General features: G+C 66.6%; 13 protein-coding genes, 1 tRNA gene and 2 pseudogenes. 7 read left to right on the top strand and 9 right to left on the bottom strand.

Going from position 1 to position 17,292, the window contains the following annotated elements; translation table 11 throughout:
* Positions 1–13: 13 nt before the first annotated feature.
* From QZM15_RS00760 to QZM15_RS00750, 3 genes and pseudogenes are all read right to left on the bottom strand, one after another.
* A complete protein-coding gene (locus tag QZM15_RS00760; protein WP_302105572.1) occupies positions 14–1,747 on the bottom strand; it encodes a PilN family type IVB pilus formation outer membrane protein in 1,734 nt (577 codons plus the stop codon).
* Positions 1,747–2,979 (bottom strand): toxin co-regulated pilus biosynthesis Q family protein, encoded by a 1,233-nt coding sequence (locus tag QZM15_RS00755; RefSeq protein ID WP_302105571.1) that lies wholly within the window; start codon positions 2,977–2,979, stop codon positions 1,747–1,749. Before QZM15_RS00755 ends, QZM15_RS00760 begins: the two co-directional genes overlap by 1 nt.
* Positions 2,980–3,455: 476 nt before the next feature.
* A pseudogene (locus QZM15_RS00750) lies at positions 3,456–3,648 on the bottom strand (IS256 family transposase); the annotation flags it as partial.
* Between the two features lie 323 nt (positions 3,649–3,971).
* On the opposite strand from QZM15_RS00750, the gene QZM15_RS00745 reads away from it, so the two are divergent.
* Positions 3,972–5,408: a helix-turn-helix transcriptional regulator gene (locus QZM15_RS00745; RefSeq protein WP_059582676.1), complete on the top strand. Its 1,437-nt coding sequence runs from the start codon at positions 3,972–3,974 to the stop codon at positions 5,406–5,408.
* Between the two features lie 173 nt (positions 5,409–5,581).
* Positions 5,582–6,049, top strand: coding sequence for a lytic transglycosylase domain-containing protein (locus tag QZM15_RS00740; RefSeq protein WP_060311204.1), 468 nt, complete (start codon positions 5,582–5,584; stop codon positions 6,047–6,049).
* A gap of 207 nt (positions 6,050–6,256) precedes the next feature.
* Here QZM15_RS00740 and QZM15_RS00735 read toward each other — a convergent pair whose 3' ends face one another.
* On the bottom strand, positions 6,257–6,811 hold the full coding sequence (locus tag QZM15_RS00735) for a hypothetical protein (RefSeq protein ID WP_226231624.1): 555 nt from the start codon (positions 6,809–6,811) through the stop codon (positions 6,257–6,259).
* Between the two features lie 440 nt (positions 6,812–7,251).
* On the opposite strand from QZM15_RS00735, the gene QZM15_RS00730 reads away from it, so the two are divergent.
* From QZM15_RS00730 to QZM15_RS00720, 3 genes and pseudogenes are all read left to right on the top strand, one after another.
* Positions 7,252–9,480, top strand: coding sequence for a hypothetical protein (locus tag QZM15_RS00730; protein WP_302105570.1), 2,229 nt, complete (start codon positions 7,252–7,254; stop codon positions 9,478–9,480).
* Positions 9,481–9,732: 252 nt separating this feature from the next.
* Positions 9,733–10,548, top strand: coding sequence for a phage tail tip lysozyme (locus QZM15_RS00725; protein WP_099317267.1), 816 nt, complete (start codon positions 9,733–9,735; stop codon positions 10,546–10,548).
* A 91-nt stretch (positions 10,549–10,639) separates the two neighbouring features.
* Positions 10,640–10,928 (top strand): annotated as a pseudogene (locus QZM15_RS00720) (IS3 family transposase); the annotation flags it as partial.
* Positions 10,929–10,940: 12 nt separating this feature from the next.
* Here the strand turns inward: QZM15_RS00720 and QZM15_RS00715 are convergent.
* Both QZM15_RS00715 and QZM15_RS00710 read right to left on the bottom strand, forming a co-directional pair.
* The gene (locus QZM15_RS00715) at positions 10,941–11,258 is read right to left on the bottom strand and encodes an HrpB1 family type III secretion system apparatus protein (RefSeq protein WP_244110501.1); all 318 of its coding nucleotides are present in this window, start codon (positions 11,256–11,258) and stop codon (positions 10,941–10,943) included.
* 61 nt (positions 11,259–11,319) lie between these two features.
* The gene (locus QZM15_RS00710; protein WP_059582687.1) at positions 11,320–11,625 is read right to left on the bottom strand and encodes a hypothetical protein; all 306 of its coding nucleotides are present in this window, start codon (positions 11,623–11,625) and stop codon (positions 11,320–11,322) included.
* A 233-nt stretch (positions 11,626–11,858) separates the two neighbouring features.
* Between QZM15_RS00710 and QZM15_RS00705 the strand changes: the two genes are divergently transcribed.
* Both QZM15_RS00705 and QZM15_RS00700 read left to right on the top strand, forming a co-directional pair.
* The gene (locus tag QZM15_RS00705; RefSeq protein ID WP_302105569.1) at positions 11,859–13,619 is read left to right on the top strand and encodes a hypothetical protein; all 1,761 of its coding nucleotides are present in this window, start codon (positions 11,859–11,861) and stop codon (positions 13,617–13,619) included.
* A 204-nt stretch (positions 13,620–13,823) separates the two neighbouring features.
* Positions 13,824–14,678 carry a methionyl-tRNA formyltransferase gene (locus QZM15_RS00700; protein ID WP_059582691.1) on the top strand — a complete coding sequence of 285 codons (855 nt, stop codon included), beginning with the start codon at positions 13,824–13,826 and terminating at the stop codon, positions 14,676–14,678.
* A 166-nt stretch (positions 14,679–14,844) separates the two neighbouring features.
* On the opposite strand, the gene QZM15_RS00695 is transcribed toward QZM15_RS00700, so the two are convergent.
* The 3 genes from QZM15_RS00695 to QZM15_RS00685 all read right to left on the bottom strand — a co-directional run bounded on the left by QZM15_RS00695 (position 14,845) and on the right by QZM15_RS00685 (position 17,288).
* Complete coding sequence (locus QZM15_RS00695; RefSeq protein ID WP_060009478.1) at positions 14,845–15,951, bottom strand: hypothetical protein; 1,107 nt, start codon at positions 15,949–15,951, stop codon at positions 14,845–14,847.
* 153 nt (positions 15,952–16,104) lie between these two features.
* A complete protein-coding gene (locus QZM15_RS00690; RefSeq protein ID WP_059582696.1) occupies positions 16,105–16,593 on the bottom strand; it encodes an HrpB1 family type III secretion system apparatus protein in 489 nt (162 codons plus the stop codon).
* A 599-nt stretch (positions 16,594–17,192) separates the two neighbouring features.
* Positions 17,193–17,288: transfer RNA gene (locus tag QZM15_RS00685), tRNA-Sec, on the bottom strand.
* Positions 17,289–17,292: the final 4 nt, after the last annotated feature.

Raw genomic sequence — 17,292 nt, 5'->3', positions numbered from 1 at the left:
GCCCGAGCGCGCGTCAAGCGCCGTTGATCGCGATCGGCGACAGCAGGATGACGATCACCTCGCGCGTGCCGGACGCGTTGAACCCGCCCATCGCGTAGTTCGACGGATGGCCGACGCCTTGCCGGTTATCCTGATCGGTGATGCCCTCGTAGCCGCTGATGATGAGCGTTTGCCCCGACTTCACGGCGATGCGCTGCAGGAAGTTGCGCGTGTCGACGGTCGGCAGCTGGATCTGCTGGTTCGCCGGGCCGAACGGCGCAAGGTTCACGAGCGACGAAATGTTGCTGTAGAACTGCATCATGATCGTGCCGTCGTCGAGGATGTGCGGCAGCACCGTGAGGTTGAAACCGGTCGTGATCGTGCCCGGCGTGAGCGACGTCTGGCTGCCGATGTTGACGGTGTTGGTCGTCGAGATCTGCGCGAGATAGCCTTGCTGCTCGGCCACCTGCACGGGAACGGGCTGATCGTTGAGCGTCGTGATCGAGGCCGAGGTCTTGCGGTGCACCGTGCCCTGCGTCGAAAGCGCATCGATGATGGCCGTCGTGCTCGAGGCGCGGCTCGACGGTGTGATCACCGTGGCCGAGAGCTCGCTCGGGTTCTGGATCATGCTCGTGAACGCGGTGGTGATGCCGAACTGCGTGCCGAGCGCCTGATAGACCGCGTGCCAGTTGATGCCGTAGCTGTCCTGCGCGGAAAGCGTGACCGACAGCACCGTCACGTTGACGAGCACCTGCCGCGCGAGCACGCGGTTCTGCTGCTCCATGAACTCGCCCACGCGTTCGAGCACGTCGGGCGTATCGGTGACCGAGATCGAGCCCGTGGCGGGCGAGGTGATGACCGAGCCCGCCGGAGAGAGCATCGCCTTGATCGCCGTCTGCAAGCCGTTGTACACCGAGAGCTGCGCGTTCATCGTGATGTTCGCGGTGTTGTCCGACGACACCGACGGCGAACCGGACGCCCCGCCGCCTCCGCCGCCGATGCCCGCGCCACCGGCGCCCGATCCGCCCGCGGCCCCCGCGCCGTTGCCCGACGCGCCGCCGCTGTTGCTCGCACCGCTCACGACGTTCGTATCCAGCCTCGAGTCACCCGGAATGGCGACCACCTGGTAGACGCGCGTGGCCGTGTAGAAGAAGACGATCGCGCCGTCCTCGTACTTCCAGTAGACGCCGAAGCGGGCCGACGCCGTGTCGAGCAGCCCGCGCAGCGTGCCGCGCGAATACGCGATGCGCACGGGCGACGATACGTTCGGCACGCGCGCGGCCACCGTCGCGGCGCTCGTGCTCGGCGCGGGCCCCTGCAGCAGGCCCGGTGGCAGCGGCGGCACGCCCGGATAGGCTCCGGCGCCGCCCGTATCGACCGCGGTCTGCGTCGCGCGCGCGGCCGCTTCGCTCGTGCCCGGCGCAACCTTGGCCGGCAGGTGCGCGAGGCGCGAAATGCGATCGGCGAACATGCGCAGCGAATCGACCGTGCCGTCGAAGCTCGCCGGCTCGTCGAAGAGCTTCGGCAGCGTCGATTTCGCCGCGATCTTGATCGTCTTGCCCGACAGCCAGAGTTCGTCCTTGACGATGACGTCGTCACTGCCCGGCACCGCGCGGTTGTCGCCGTTCGACAGCTTGCCGAGCAATTGCCCCGCACGCGCGGTATCGGCCTGCGAGCTGCGCTCGATCTTGTCCAGGAGGCCGGTGCACCCCGCGAGCAGCGAGAGGCAGGCGGCAAGGATGACGAAAGGACGACGGAGGACGCTCATCAACTTGCTCCTTTGGGAACGACGCGCATGACGCGGTTGCGCTGGTACAAGACCACCTGAATCGGCACCTGCGCGCCGGCGAGCGCATTGGTCACCTGACGCAGCGCTTCGGCGAGCGTGCCGTGTATCGTGGCCGTCGCGTCGACCTGAAAATCGGTCGGCACGTCCCAAATGAATTGCCAGCCGGCTTCGCTCGCCCAGCGCGCGAGCGCATTGCGCACGGAGCCGTCCGACAGGCGCATCTGCCACTCCGTGCGCTCGGGCGCCGCCGCGGGTGCGAACGCCGGCGTCGCGACGGGCGCCCACGATGGGGCCGGCGTGTCCGGGCCGGACGCCGGCTGCATGGCGGCGAGCAGCGGAGGCTCGATGGCGTCACGCTTTGCGGGCGCGGGCACCTGCGCTCGCGGCGGTGCTGAAACAAGTGTCGGTACCGATGCCGGCATCGCCGGCCCGGTTGCCGGTGCGTGCGACGTCACCAGACCGGATGCCGGTGCTGGTGCTGGTGCTGGTGCTGGTGCTGGTGCTGGTGCTGGTGCTGGTGCTGGTGCTGGTGCTGGTGCCGGTGCTGGTGCCGGTGCCGGTGCTGGTGCCGGTGCTGGTGCCGGTGGGACCGCCGGTGCTGCCGCCGGTATGCGAGCCGATGCCGGTGCTGCCGGCGTCGACGTCGAAACGCGCGCCTGCGCCACGGTCTGGGCCTGTGCAATGGCAGGCCCCGCCGCGGGCGCCATCGCCGCCGCGCCCGTGGGCAACGTGGAAGACGCATTCGTGGCGGCACCGTTCGTGCGCGACGCCGCGCCGGCCGCCGGCAAGGCAGGCCGCGGCGCGTCAACGTTTGCGCGCCGTGCATGCGCAGTCACCGTGAGCAAGCGCATATCCGTATCGATGCGCGCCTGCAGCGCGGGATCGACCGACAGCACCTCGCCGAGCGCGTGCGCGACCGACGAGCCGGCGCGCCAGCTCACGGGCGCGTCGGCCCATGCGCCCGCATTCGGCACATTGATGCTGTAACTCGTCGGCATGATCTGCTCGAGCGCGCGCAGCAACGGAACGTCGTGGCCGCCCGTGCGCACGACGCCGCCCAGGCGCTGCCCGCCGTCGACGATGACTTGCTGATCGGAAGCGTGCGCGACCGTGCAGGCGAACCAGACGCCGCACAGCAGCACCCGAATTGCCGACGGCATCGCCGCTATCCAGACATTCGCCCTCGCCCGGTTCCACCTCTTGTCGCTCATGCACCTCGGATGCACCGGAAGCTCTATTTTTCTTGTTGCCACGTTCTTTTCAATCTACTTGAACCACGCCAATGGCCGCCCGAAAAGCAGCACCGAAAGGCGTCAGGAATTCGAAAGAAATTATGTAAGAAAACCGTAACGCCGCGTAAGGATAGCACTACAGCTCAATGGGTGTTTACGACAACGTACACCGCACCTTTAAGTAAAAAAATAATCCTGGAAAATCATCCTGTCTCGGCCGGCATGGATGATACAGGCACTGGCGAGAGAACGTCGCCTTCGCGCCGCAAGCCCCGCCCAGCATGGCGCTGTGGCAGCCGCGGAATTTTTTTGGACGTTTAGGCGCGAATCGCGGAATGGCCACCCTGGAAATATGGCAGATACAAACGTGTGCTATGGCGCCGTTCGCGGGCAAGCCGCCAATTGGGTGCCGTACAGGAGGTATTCGGAATTCCGTGCGTCAGGTGGATTGATATTCAGATTCCATTGTTTAATCTTTCTGAATAAACAAGCGCGAACTGATTCACGGCGCGCTCCAATCGTGCTGGGAACTGGTCCATTGACCAAGACGTTGCGCAGCGCCAGCCAGATCAGCTTGAGCGCCGCCTCATCCGACGGGAAGTGGCCGCGCGTGATCATCTTCCGAGGCTGCATGTGCAGCGACTCGAGTTTGCGTGGCATGAAGCGGCCCCCTGGCCGTCGGTTCATGCGTCACACACGAAGATCCGGACAGGCTCGGCGTGCACCGCGCCAAACGGCGCACGGCGGCGGCAAACGTAACAAATCATCAAAAAGCCGCGACGCAGGCCGCCCGCTCGTGCGTGAAAGTCCACCGCGGCACCGCCCTATCCGGCACATGCCGATGCCGAACCGAAGGTAACAAACCATCACAAACACGCGCCTGAATCGGCCCGCGATGAAAACATGCGCTCACGGCTTCACGAATCGTTTCACGCCGCTTAACGCATCGCTCATTGAGTCAGGAGCACGACATGTTCTCAACGATCTACTTCGCCGCCGCCTCGGCCCTCGCTTTCGACGACACCCCCGCGGACGTCGCCTCGAAAATGCTCCACGGCCAGTTTCTCGACGCTGTCCGCCACGCCGCACGCCATGCCGATACCGACACGGCGCAAGCTCAGCCCGGCTACGCACAGCTGCAAGTCTGCGCCGACCTCGAGCTGATGCTCGGCCGCCATGAAGAAGCGGAGGAAACGTATCGCCGCGCGCAAAAAGCCATTCGCGCCCATCGCGACGGTCTGCGTATCGCGTCGTGCCGCAATACCGGCTGGCAAGCCTTGTTCCGCAACCAGTTCAACGTCGCGCTCAGTTGCTTCAAGCGCGTCGGCGAGGAAAAGGCGGCCACGCCGCGCCAACGTCTCGACAGCCTCCTCGGTGCGACGCTCGTTTCGTTTCATCTGGGCTTGATCCAGGCAGCGTGCCATCGCCTCGGCGAGCTGGCCGCTCTGGCGGCAACGCATGGCGATCGCCGTTGGAGCTACCTCGTGGACGCGCTGCGGCGGGACCTCTTCGCGCAGCACGAACTGCACGGTGCGGAGCGACTCGCCGACCACATCTACTGGCGCTCGGCCATCGCGGAGTTCGAGCCGAGCGAGGCACCGGTACCCGGCTCGCAGCCCGCCGGGACCGTGCTGCCGCTGCTGGCCGAGCGACTCTCGCACCTGAGCCGGCTCGTTTCGCTGGCCGACGGCCGGACGAGCGCGGGCGAAACGCTCAAGCAATACGTGAGCTGGAGTCGCCAGGCCGGCCTCAACGATTACCACCGCAGCCTGTGCCTGGAAATCACGCTGGCCGCGATCGCCGGCCACGCGACGCCGTTAGCCGAAGCGATGCTCGATGCGTCCGGCGCGGCGAATTCGCAAGGCAGCCAGCATGCGCGCTGGTACCTCGACTACCTCTACTGCCGCGCGAAGATCATGCAGCAGCAGATGCGCACGCAGGAATTCGCGCAGTTCTACGGCCGCTACGCGCTCGCGTCGATTCAGCACGTGCGCGCGGACAGCATGTCGATGCCCGCCGCCGCGGCCGATCACATGCAGGCGTCGCGCACGGCGCAGCGCTCCGACGACGTGAGCGCCCGCCTGCCGGCGAAATACCGCCGCGCCTATCGCTACCTGATGGACAACCTCGACCAAAAGGACCTTTCGGTGCGCGAAGTGGCATCGCATGTGGGCGTGACCGAGCGCGCGATGCAGGCAGCGTTCAAGAACCACCTCGGGCTGTCGCCGAGCGAGCTGATCCGGCGCCAGCGGATGGAGCGCATTCGCGGCGATCTGCTCGACGACGGCGCACCGGCCACGCGCGTGCTCGACGTCGCGAACAAGTGGGGCGTGCGCCATCGTTCGACGCTGGTCAACGGCTACCGGCGCGTGTTCCAGGAAGCGCCGTCGGAGACGATGGGCCGCTGAGGGCAGCGGTGTGCGGCGCCCAAGCGCCTGCACCGCCGATCGCCAACACGGCCGGCCCACGGCTTTTTTCGCCAACGCCGTCCGACGAAACGCAAATGCGTGGGTCGGACGGCGTTTTCATTCGCACGTCGGTGCGAAGCGATTCCCGCACCGCTTCTCTTACCGGATGATCCATGATGCGACCATTCCCCCCCAAGCCGGCGCTCGTGCTGGCGCTTGCCATTCTGTCCGCGCGGCCCGCCGAAGTGCGCGCCCAGACTCCCGACTGCTTTGCGGCGGCCGCAGCCTATCAGCAGGTGAGCCCCGTCGTGCTGCGCGCGATCGCGTGGCAAGAATCGCATGGCAACGCGAACGCGCTCCATCGCAACCGGAACGGTTCGACCGATTACGGCATGATGCAGATCAACTCGATTCACCTTCCGCTGCTGTCGCGCTACGGCGTCTCGGCGGACGACCTCATGAACCCATGCCTGAGTGTCTACGTGGCTGCGTGGCACCTGCACAAGATGATGGTCAAGTACGGGAATACCTGGGCGGCGATCGGTGCCTACCATTCGGAGACACCGGCCGAGCGCGACCGCTACGCGCGTTCGGTGGAACGAATCGTCGAGCGCATGAAGCTGACGGATGACGGGCAGTAAGACGAGGGGGTAGCCGGGGAGACCCGGCTGCCAGCGAACGTCATCAAGCGAGAATGCGACGTTGCATGAGGAAATCGTCCCGCATGGCGAGCGCCAGGGCAAGCACCAAGCGCAGACGAAGCAGGAACAAGGCAGGCAGGAAGCGTGGACGATCAGACCGGGGCGTTCGCGAGCCGCGCGCGAAAACGCCGCGGCCCGCCGCAGCCGTTACTGCCCCTTGGCGGCGTTCGAAATGTTGCTGGCACCCTTGTTACCCACCGACGCCAGCGCCGATGTGAGCTCCTGCGACTGCTGGTTGACGGCGGCCGCCAACGTGTTCGCGTTGTTGAGCCGCGTCATCTCGCTTTGCTGCTGCATGAAGTCGTTTTGCATCGCGGCCATTTGCGTCACGGGGTCCCCTGCGCCGAGGGCCGATGGACGCACGATGTCCCCCGCCGCATGCATTGCAGTCGACGCGACGCCGGGCGGCAGAAAGTGACTTCCGGCATGCAGCGCCGAACTCAGCACCTGTGCACCGACGTTCCCCGCACGCCCCGGCAGGCTCGCGAAGTTGCGCGGCGGCGGAGGCGGAGGTGGCGGCGCGCCGTCGGCCCCCTTGAAGCTGGACAGCCCGTCCAGTTGGCCTTTGGTGCGCGCGGGCGCTTGTTTTTGCGCGCCGTCGGTCGCACCGTTCTTCGTCCCTTTCTCGAACTCCGCGACACGGGACTGGACGAGCCCCGGTCGAATTCCTAAGTTGTTCATGGCGAACTCCTTGAGTGACATGACGATTTCCGTCGCCAGCAACATCGCTCGATGTCGGTGCGGCACGGTCCCCGCATCCCACTCACGCGGAGCGATATCGAGGAATGCAAGCCCAAGCTTATGCTCCACGGCATTGCGCCACGCAAGCGACGCGACGCGGCGAGCGAAATTGCGAAGCGCGCATGCGGCAAATGCGATGAAACGCGCAAATGGATCCGCACGCGCAGCACCGCGCCGGCATCGACGTGCGCTTTTTTGCACGCCACTTCGGAATCGGCAGGCTGCCACCGTTATGTCGTTTTACCTTTCCAACACGAGAACCCACGTTCGCAAAGCGCGAAGACGGAATCGACGGGCGAGGCACGTCGACCGCCTGGACGCGATGAGGCAGCGCGAAAGTCCATCAGGGCCTTTGTCGCGAGGCGACGTCGAACGATCGAAATCAACCGAAAGGAAACGTCATGCCGATCAGAAACAGCACGCAAGTACGGTCATCATCGCTCGACCTCCCGCGCGACAACACGCAGCCCGCGCCGGCCCCACGCCAACGAAGCGCATCGATGACCGGCCCGCGCCCCTCCGGCGGCGCATTGCTCGGCGCTCTGGGCAATGCACCCGCCCTTCCGGCGCACACCGGCAACCATGCACCGGCGCAGCCGGGCCCGCTTTCGACAACATCGCAACCGGCCGGGACGGCGCAGCAGCTCCCATCGCCGCCGCTGCCGGCGCCTACGCCGGTCAGGCGCAGCTCGCTGCCTACGCGCGCATCGTCGTCAGGCTCCGCGATCGGCCGCCAAGGCGGCTCACGGTCGCTGCCCGGTTCGGGCGAGCTGGGCGCTCAACGTGCAGCCTTGGAAGACGGGACGATACCGGTGCTCAACTTGTCGGGCGGCGGGGAGTCGAGCGAAGAAGTGCCCGTACACGAGGAACCGCAGCCACACACGCCTGCATCGCAGCACGACAGTGCGGCGTCCGTTCGACATCAGGAGACCGTGGAAACGAAAGCTGCCGACACGCAATCGGCCACGTCGCGTTCGGGCAGCCCGTTGCCGCACGAGAAGGCGGCCACGGGGCTGACAGCCGCGACGACGAGCGAGGCCGAATCGACACCCGACACGTCGCGCGCGGCCAGCCCGGTGCCGCTCCCGAAAGAGGCGCCCGCGCTCGAAGAAAAGGCAACGACGAGCGCCGCGCCACCGCAAGACGAACCGATGCCGACAAAAAACACTTTCACGACGCCTTCCCACGCGGACGCCTCATCGTCGCGCCTGCCCGACACACCTTCGTTGCCCAAGGGGCACGACACGGCGTCCCGGAGCGCCCTCTCCCCGAAGCCGGCCAGCTTCTCGGCGCCTCACGTCGTCGCGCACGACATCAACATTCAGGATTCCGAAAGCCCGCCCGAAGCAACCGTTCCGAGCGCGTCGTCCCGGGTAGCGCCGGAAACCCGCACGCTGGCCGCCGCCGCGACATCGGTGCCCGCGGAGATCTCGGTCGCGCAGACCGAGGGCACACGTCCGGCATCGGCCGCCTCGATCACCAACAACCTGTCGGCCGCGCTGTCCCGGCCGGGACAGATCCAGTCGTTCATCTCGAACGTCGGCGACATGCTGACCCGGAATCCCTACGGCGCCGCGCAACCGCTCAAAGGGTGGACGGCCAACCTCGTCAACGCGTTCAGTCATGAATTCGTCGCAACCGGCGGCGCCACGCTCTTCCGGGAGTTGTGCTCGATGGCTGCCGAAGCAGTCCTCGACAAGACCGGTGCCGGGCCCGAAACACGCGGCGCCATTACGGCCACGCTGTTCACGGCGGCCGCGATGGGCAACCTGGCCGCGATGTTGCACAAGTATCATACCGGCGCCGCGGACAACAAGACCTACGCGGGCCACGGTGCGCAGATCTTCGCGCTGATAGCAACAGTGGCCACCGCAGCCTATACCGGCAAGAACGACGAGGGCAACGGGCACCTTGGGCAGCTCTCCAGCATACTGCCTAGCGCGATCAAATCGTACGCATACCTGGCGCGCGACGTGATCAACGTGTTCCGCCCGCTCGAAGGCAATCACGACGCAGGCTACGAGCACCCCGTCAGAGGTCAGCTGCTCAACGACGCTCCGTATTTCGGAAACCAGCTCGCCGTGAACACCGCGCAGGGCAGCTCGCAATGGTCGGCCCCGTCCTACGTCGACAGCCTCATTCACCACACGAAGAGCAACGCAGCGATCAAAGGCCTGTTCGGCTATTCGGCGGCGAATGCCGCCGGCGAGGGGCTGGATGCGATCGGGGGACGCGTGGCCTCGGAAATCGCGACGCACGGCTTCACGGGCAAGGCGCTCGATGAACTGAAGACGCTGCGCCTGAGCTGGGGCAAGATCGACACCTCCGCAACCAGCACGGCCAGGCAGCTCGGGGACAAGGCGGCCGGCGCGGGAATCGCGCGTCTCAGCCTGTTCCTCTCCCTTTATGCCGCCACCGCCGTGGTCAATCACGCCGTGGAGGGTAAAGGCGATTGGTCCGCCGGCGGCAAGAGCTTCGCGGAGAACGCGTTGGGCGCACTGCTCATCATCGCGGGATGCCTGCCGTTTGCCGCGAGCACGTCGGGCCCGTCGAACCGGTCGAACGAGGGGCGAACGATCGGCGCCGACAACGCGGTGGAACTGGGCGTGATGCATCGCACGACCGCCTGAGCAACCGCGGTGCGCCGAGCAAGCGAAACGACGCGGGTTCGCGCAGGTGGCCGCATCGGTGGCGCGGCGGCTCGCCTGCCGCAAGCCGCTTGCATCGGCATCGCGGTCGCCACGCGGTTCGGCAATCCGACGACGACTTCGCATCCGTCAACGCACTGTAAGCGCCGGGCAATAAATTAGGTTTCGCGGGCGGCCGCTATCGGCCCTCCATCAGCAGCTGATGAATACCGTCATTCTCACGCGGAGAAAATCATGTCCACTACAGCAGTACAAGGCTATAACGCCGGCTATCTGAACGGCATCGATGATGTCGGCGGCATTGGCGGCACGAACGAATCGCAGCTCGCACAACTGCTCGAGTTGCTCATCGAAGAAATCAAGCAGATTCTCGATCCCTCCAGCCAGAATTCAGGCGATGCGGGTGGCGTGGGCGGCATCGGCGGCGGTACGCCTTCGTACTCCGCGCCGCCCGCCTATGCCGGCGGCGGCGGCACCGCACCCGCTGGCGTGAGTGGCGGCGGTGGCGGCCAGGGCGGTAGCGGCGCGGCGCCGGGCATAGGCGGCGGTGGAAGCGGTGGCGGCGGCAGCCACGGCAACACGCTGCCCACTGTATCGGGCGGCGACGCCGCGCACGCCATCGCACAGGATCTCAAATCGCGCTACGGCCTGACCGACGCGCAGGTAGCCGGCGTGCTCGGCAACCTGCAGCAGGAAAGCGGGCTGCAAGGCAACGTCAATCAAGGCGGCGCGAAGGGCGCGCCCTCCGGCAACTTCGCGGACGACAACGCCAACGGCTGGGGTCTTGCGCAATGGGGCGGCACACGCAAACAGGGCGAAATCAACTATGCGAAGGAGCACGGGCTCGACCCGGGCAGCCTCGAAGCCAACATCGGCTTCATGAATCAGGAACTCGACACGACGTACAGCAAGACGATCACGGACATCAAGCAGACGACGACGGCGGAACAAGCGGCCCTGGTCTGGGACAAGGACTACGAACAGGCCACCGATCCGCAAATGGAAAACCGCAACAAGTACGCCGAGCAATTCCTCGCGCAAGGTTTCTGAACGCGAACGCGTCCGCCCTCCGGGCGCGTTTGAAGCTCGCACGATCCCGCCCGATGTCCGGGCGGGATTTTTTTGCCGCGCGAGAACACCGCTCGCCGGCAATTTACGAACTACCCGGTCGCGCCCACGCAGATCAAATCTGCGACGCGATGGCGCTGGCGGCGGTGCGCCGTATTCATGAGGAGGCTCGTCGAAGCGACGGCAGCGGGAGGATGTCGCAAGCGTTGCGCTTGCTCGGACACGACGTCGGCCCTATCGGGCTCGATCGTTGATGCGTCAGGCGCGGCTGGTGCGGTCCAGGCGCGTACATCATTATCGGGTGGCAGGCTGAGAGCCCGATTGCGCCGAATCGGCTTGCACGACGATTCGATCCGGCGCGGTGCAATCGGGCATCAGTCTCGTTCGAGCAGGCGCCGCATGGCAAGGCGCACGTAGGGATCGGCACTGTCCTCGTGTGCCGTCGCATAGCCATGCCACGACGGATCGTCGAGGACTTTCAGGCAGATTGCCTTCAGTTCGGGCGCGCGATCGTCGGGCAATCCGTTCACGATCTGCCACGCATCGTGCGGACGCCCGCGCACCAACGCGATCGTCACGGCAAACACGTGCACCTCGCGCGTTTCGGGGTAGACATCGTGCATGCGCGCCAGCAGCGCCTCGGCCTCGTCCAGCTCGTTGGCCTCGATATGCTCGATGATCGCCTGCGCCATGGCCGGCGCATCGGCCGGCAGTTCGGTAAGAAGCTCCATCATGCTCGTCACCGTCCGTGCATCAGGCTGCGCCCGTGCCCGAGGTCAGCGTTCGCACCGCCTCCTTGCCGCCCGCCAATGCGAGTGCGGTAGCGGCGCCCTCCGGCGTCAGGTTTTCCGCGAGCGCCGTGCCGCCCTCGAGCGCCTCGAGCCCACCCGTCGCAATGGCCCCCGCCCCCGCAAGGGCTTCCTTCGGGTTGCCGCTCAGCAGCCCCTTGCCGAACGTCGCCGCGCCGTGCAGCGCGTTGCCGACACCATGAAGGACATCCCCGGCAGCCTTGGTGACATCCCCGACCACGCTTTTCACAATATTGCCGATGAAGCTCATTCGTTTTCTCCTTGATCGTGAAAGAAACGCGCGTTCGATGAAACGCGCGGAACCGAACCGCGCGAAGCCGGCCCTCGTTCCAATCTAATGAATGCGGATGCGAACGCGTTCGCGCGCGCGAAGCCGCACCGCGAAAACCGAATGAGCGACACCCGCGAGACGGCTCGGCGGCAGGCCGCCGCGAACCTGCTTCGTCAATCCGGACGACGCTTCGCGCGGTTCACGGGAGTGTCATGACCGGCCTGCACAGTCCAGTCCATCCTGTCTCCTGGTCCGAGAACATCATGGCTGCTCCACCGAAGATCGAGTTCCGGTCGCGTGCGATCGAATCCGCCGCCCTCACCCGCACGCCGAGCGACCCCGGCCCGTCCACGGGAGCGAAGCCCGCGCCGGTGCCAACCCGGCGCGCGAGTGCCGGCGCGCTCATCGACGCGCTCGGCGGCCTCGGCAAGCGCCCGCGCGCGGAAGGTCCGCCCACCGCGCCCGCTGCGCCCAAGCCCGCCGCGGCTATCGCACCGCAGAAGCCCGGTGTGGACGACATCGGCGCATTCGTGCCGGGTGCCGGCGGCAAAGGCCGGCGCTTCGCCGATTTCGCGCACGCGATGGGCGTCAACCGCAAAGGCATGACGTTGACGGCCTTCGCCGCCAAGCGGCCCGCGAAAGACGGCCTGAACGGCGTATCGACGGCGGCGCACGGGCAGTTCGGCTACGACGCGGCGCCCGCCACCGACCTCGTGAACGCGCTGGCCTCGGGCTCGGCCGCCGCCGCCGCGCATTCGATCCATCGCCGTTACGAAAACAAGGTCAAGGCGATGCTCGCCGCCGACGTCGAACGCTTCGAGCACCCCGAAAAACGCCCGCCGGGCGCGCCGATGCCCAACCAGGTCGACAACCTGCTGCTGACGAAAAACGGCAACGGACAATGGCAATACGACACCGGCAAGCTCTCGCGCATTGCGCGAGACGACGCGCATCCGCTCACGCAGCATGCCCGCGACGTATTGACCGCCATGAGCATCGCCGAGAACAAGGGCAAGCAACGTAACGGCGCGCTCTACCAGTCGGTCACGTCCGCCATCGGCCTGACGGCAAGCGGGCTGCTCGTGGGCGGCTCGCACGGCGCGCTGGCGCCGCTCGCGGCATCCGGGCACCTGACCAACGCGGTCAAGGAAGCGCTCGATTTGAAGAAGCCGTTTGTCGAAGGACGGCAAAACCTGCGCAATGCGAAGGCCGCCACGATTCAACGCTACGTCGACACGGTATTGGCCCCGCACGACTACACGGGCCAGACGCAGGACGAGCGCCTGCGCGCGGCGCTGCAAACGAGCCGCGCGAAGATCGACGATCTGCGCGCCATGGAGGCGCGGCCGGCGGACGAAGGCCTGCCCGCGGACTTGCGCAGCCCGCAGGCGCAGGCGGGTATCTATGCGTCGCTCTATGACGATGCACGCCGCTACGCCAACAGCACGACGTCGTTCGGCAAGCGCTTGATCTCGGGCATGCACGCCGAAGACAAGGCGAAGGTACACAAGGATGCCGAGCGCGACATCGTGGTCAAGCACATTCTGTCGATGGTCGCCAGGAGCATCGGGCGCCTCGATCCGGCCACGCTCGCGGCGCTCGCGGGTGCCGACATGGCAGTCGATGCATCAGCCTCGCAGCGCGCCAGGCAGGCGCTCGCGATCGTGGGCAACCATCCGCGCGCGAGCCGCAACCAGGATCTGATCGCCGCGCACACGCTGCTGACGGACAGCGGCATTCCGAAGGGCGAAGCGGCACTGCTGCTTTCGCAGCTTGCACGCGCGCGGCGCGAAAAACCGCAAGAGGCGCCGGCGCCGCGCGATACATCGGCTTCCGGCCTGAGTGCCGTACCGCTGACCGACAGCGAGCGGCTCAAACAGATCGCCAACATCATCGGGCAGCCCGGCCTCACGGCAACCGCCGCGAAGACGGCGGAGGACCTCATCAAGAAAAACCTCGGGCTGAGGTCTTGACGCGCGGCGCGGCGGCGCGCGCAATCGCGACGCCCTCGCCGCGGCGCGCAGCCGGCGATGATTCGCCGGTTCGCGGCACTCGACGAAACTTCGGGATACGCGGGCTATCCGCCACCGTGCGCGCTTACCGTGAAGCGGGGTGGCCGTCGGCCGTCATCGCCGTCCATGCCGCCCTGACCTTCAATGCGAAAGGGAGAACCGATCATGCGATTCGCGTTCGCCGGCTTCGATCGCTGGCGTGTCGTCTTCGACGCGTTCGTCGCCGCCGGCTGGGAGCCTGTGGCGCTCTACTCGATTCCGGTCGACAACCGGCTCGACTTCAATAGCGAACTCGTCGAGCGCGCGGACAAGCTGCGTATTCCGGTGCAGCTGTCACGCATGAACGAAGACGATCTGCGCCGGCTCGCCGAACGGCAATGCGACGCACTGATCGTGGCCGGCTACAACTGGAAGATTCCGGCGTGGCAGCCCTATCTGCGCCATGCGGCCAACTTCCATCCGTCACCGCTGCCCGACGGGCGCGGCCCGTACCCGGCCATGCGCGCGATCCTCGAGGGGCGGCGCGAGTGGGGCGTCAGTTGCCATCGAATCGATGCCGATTTCGATACCGGGGAGATCGTCGATGCCGAATGCTTTCCGCTCGATGCCGACGAATGGCACGAGACGCTGCAACTGAAGCTGCAGATGGCCGCCCATCGGCTGGCCACGCGCGTGGCCCGTGACTTCGATCGGCTTTGGAACGAACGGCGTCCGCAAGGTGCGGGCAGCTACTGGCCGCGCGTTGCCGATGCCGAGCGCACGATCGATTTCGCGCGGCCCGTGGCCGAGGTGATGCGCGTCGTGCGGGCCTGCGGGAACGTCGAATCGATCGCGCCGCTCTTCGGCACGACCGTCCACGTAAGGCGCGCCACCGCGTGGCAGGAAGCACACACGTACGAGCCCGGGCAGATCGTGCATCAGTACCGGCGCTGGGTCGTGGTCGCCGCGCAGGACGGCTTCGTCGCCTTGCTCGAATGGAGCCCGCTGAACGCGTCCCTTCGTCGGCAGATGGAGGGCTGAATCGGGACATCGGTTGCGCGGGTAAACGACGAAGCGGCCGCGCTGCGGTGTATCGCAGCGCGGCCGCCGATTGTGGCCGCTTGTCACCGATCGTTGCTTCCTGCACCTCCCGATCGGCGGCCGCTCGGGTCGCCGATCGGGATGATCGCCTGAACGGCCGGCGACGTTACTTCGTGCTGACGCCGGCGATCGTACCCGTGTGAATGCCGGTGATGTTCTCGAAGGCAATCGCGGCGCGCGTCTTGCCCGGCGTCAGCACGTTCGCGCCGCCCAGCGCATCCGAAAGCGCCTTGCTCGCGTCGTGGCTGATCTTGCCGCCGCCATGCGCGTTCGCCGTCTGCTGCAGCTGTGCACCGATCGCCGCCGCATCCGACTGGCTCAGCTTGCCCGACTTCACCGCGTTGGCGAGCGTCTTCGCCGCGGCATTGCCGTCGCCGTGCGACAACGCGCTTTCCATGGCCTGGAAGTCGGCGCCGTCCTGCGCGTTGAAATTGGCCAGCGCCTTGCCCTCGTCGGCCATCTGCAGCGGCTTGCCGTCCTTCAAGAGGTCGCCCGTACCGGGTGTGAAGCCTGCCGTCGCGCCCGTCGTCGGCAAGCCACCCGTCGTCGGCAGCGTACCGGTGTTCGTCGGGAAACCGCCCGTGCCAGGCAAGCCGCCCGTCGCCCCCGACTGCCCCGCCGCGCCGCCCGCGCCACCCGTTGCGTTGCCCGCCGCGCCGAGACCGCCTTGAGCCGCCCATTGGAAATTGCCGACCGCGGACTTGCCGTCGGTGCCCGCCACGTCGTGCGTGTCGATCTGCTGGTAGGCAGCCGGGTTCGCGAGCATGGTCTGCGCCGCTTGCTGCACCGTGGGTGGCGTGCCGCCGTCGGCGTTCGTCGCGAGTTTGTACATCGTGTTCGGGTCCGACGCGTTGATGCCATGCTGCCCCATGTACGAGGCCAGCACGCCCGCCGCGTTTTGCACCGTCATCCCGCCGGTGCCGCCCGGCATGGCGCCCGCGCCCCCCATGCCGCCGGGCGTGGCGCCCACACCGCCGGGCATCGCGCCCGCGCCGCCACCGGGCATGCCGCCAGCACCGCCGGCGCCGCCCGGCATGCCGCCGGGCTGCCCGTTCTGCCCCGTCTGCATCTGCTTGAGCAACTGGCTGATGAGGCCGATGAGATCCTTGAGCACGTCCTGCGTCGAGCTCGCCGAGGCACCGTTGGTCAGCCGTTGCAGGTAGCTCGCCGGATCGGTGGGGTAAGTGGTCATACTCGGAACGTTCAGATTCATGATGTTTCCTTCCTGTCGGGTAAGTGTTGCGTGACCGTGGGTACTACGAAGCAAAGTCAGTCTAGGTTGCTGTCGCTGCTACAAGCGCACCGATGCGAAGGCTGCGATTGAAATGCGAATCGCCCGGCGCGCGGAAAACATGAAAACGGATACTCATGCGCGGACCCACGTCATCGACGCGGAGAATCCGCCGTTGTCGGCCGGCCCGCCGTGCGTGCTCGCCGGCGCGTCGGTGGACGCAGGCGCTTGAACGCTGGCGTCGAGCTTGGCGGCACGCTCGAGCAGACGCGCGCCGATCTTCGCGCCCTCGATGCTTTCGCGCTGCTCGGCCGCGCTGAGTGCATAGCTGTGCCACAGCGGGTCTTCGAGGCCGAACAGACACACCGCCATCAGCGCGGTATGAAGCCCCGAGCGCTTCGCTTCGGTGTCGTCGTCTTCGAGCACGCGGCGCGCGTCGCCCCATGCCTGGCGCCGGACGTAGCGCCACGCGGCGACCGTCCCCGTCCCGGGCCACTTGGGCCGAAGCACGCGGATCGCCTCGAGGAGATCCTCGAAGTCGGCTTCGTCGTCGAGCTGCGAAGCCGTCCACAGCACCTTGGTTAGGCCGCCGGCAATCTCGTCCCTGCATCCTGTGTAAGTCACGATGTCCTCGTCTGCTGGAGTGCTGCAATCAAAAAGCGCACGGCGGCGCCGCGCCCAGCCGTGCCGCGCTAGCTGCCGGCTCGTGCGGTGGACGTCCCCTGGCGGTTAGTCTCTTGCATCGGGTCGGCTTTTGCCGACGCGATGCGAACGGAACGATCGGGATGCGAAGAGAGAACGGAGAAGAATACCGACCGCGGCGATGGAAGCGATCGGTGCGACAGGCCGGCGGGCTCGCCGTGTATCGGAAGGGGATTTGCTTTATGCCCGGCGTAGAAGAAGGCCCGCCATCGGTTGATGCGCCCCGGCCATCGGCCAGGATGCGTCCATCGAATCACGCCCGGCGACCGATGCCGCGTCCGCAGGCGTCGGCTCATGAAATGGAGCGATCACCACGGGCAGGAGGCGCTGTCCATCACGCATCGATCGACGAATCGAAACGCTGGATTGCGCGGGCCGTGCGCTGCGTGGGCGTCCTGATGATCGTGCTCGACACCACGATTGTGAACATCGCCCCGCCCTCCTTCGCGCGGACCGCTACTTCACGGGTGGGATCTACAGGGCGTTTACGGAAGGCGCCGGAATGCGCAAGAAGCCATGACTGGCGGAAGGCAGCAGGAGTCGAACCTACCCGGGAGTGTCTGACACCCCCAACTGGATTTGAAGTCCAGCCGTACCACCGGATACGAATGCCTTCCGCGG

Source organism: Burkholderia sp. AU44665 (assembly GCF_030504405.1).
GTDB classification, from domain to species: domain Bacteria; phylum Pseudomonadota; class Gammaproteobacteria; order Burkholderiales; family Burkholderiaceae; genus Burkholderia; species Burkholderia semiarida.
The sequence above is the reverse complement of the archived record's forward strand: the minus strand, read 5'-3'. Positions and strand labels throughout refer to the sequence as shown.

What these genes read in the sequence shown, in the direction of transcription:
- QZM15_RS00700 (WP_059582691.1), top strand. Translation starts at nt 13,824, where the DNA reads ATGCGATTCGCGTTCGCCGGCTTCGATCGCTGGCGTGTCGTCTTCGAC.
- QZM15_RS00760 (WP_302105572.1), bottom strand. Translation starts at nt 1,747, where the DNA reads ATGAGCGTCCTCCGTCGTCCTTTCGTCATCCTTGCCGCCTGCCTCTCG.
- QZM15_RS00755 (WP_302105571.1), bottom strand. Translation starts at nt 2,979, where the DNA reads ATGAGCGACAAGAGGTGGAACCGGGCGAGGGCGAATGTCTGGATAGCG.
- QZM15_RS00730 (WP_302105570.1), top strand. Translation starts at nt 7,252, where the DNA reads ATGCCGATCAGAAACAGCACGCAAGTACGGTCATCATCGCTCGACCTC.
- QZM15_RS00740 (WP_060311204.1), top strand. Translation starts at nt 5,582, where the DNA reads ATGATGCGACCATTCCCCCCCAAGCCGGCGCTCGTGCTGGCGCTTGCC.
- QZM15_RS00745 (WP_059582676.1), top strand. Translation starts at nt 3,972, where the DNA reads ATGTTCTCAACGATCTACTTCGCCGCCGCCTCGGCCCTCGCTTTCGAC.
- QZM15_RS00735 (WP_226231624.1), bottom strand. Translation starts at nt 6,811, where the DNA reads ATGTCACTCAAGGAGTTCGCCATGAACAACTTAGGAATTCGACCGGGG.
- QZM15_RS00705 (WP_302105569.1), top strand. Translation starts at nt 11,859, where the DNA reads ATGACCGGCCTGCACAGTCCAGTCCATCCTGTCTCCTGGTCCGAGAAC.
- QZM15_RS00725 (WP_099317267.1), top strand. Translation starts at nt 9,733, where the DNA reads ATGTCCACTACAGCAGTACAAGGCTATAACGCCGGCTATCTGAACGGC.
- QZM15_RS00695 (WP_060009478.1), bottom strand. Translation starts at nt 15,951, where the DNA reads ATGAATCTGAACGTTCCGAGTATGACCACTTACCCCACCGATCCGGCG.
- QZM15_RS00710 (WP_059582687.1), bottom strand. Translation starts at nt 11,625, where the DNA reads ATGAGCTTCATCGGCAATATTGTGAAAAGCGTGGTCGGGGATGTCACC.
- QZM15_RS00715 (WP_244110501.1), bottom strand. Translation starts at nt 11,258, where the DNA reads ATGGCGCAGGCGATCATCGAGCATATCGAGGCCAACGAGCTGGACGAG.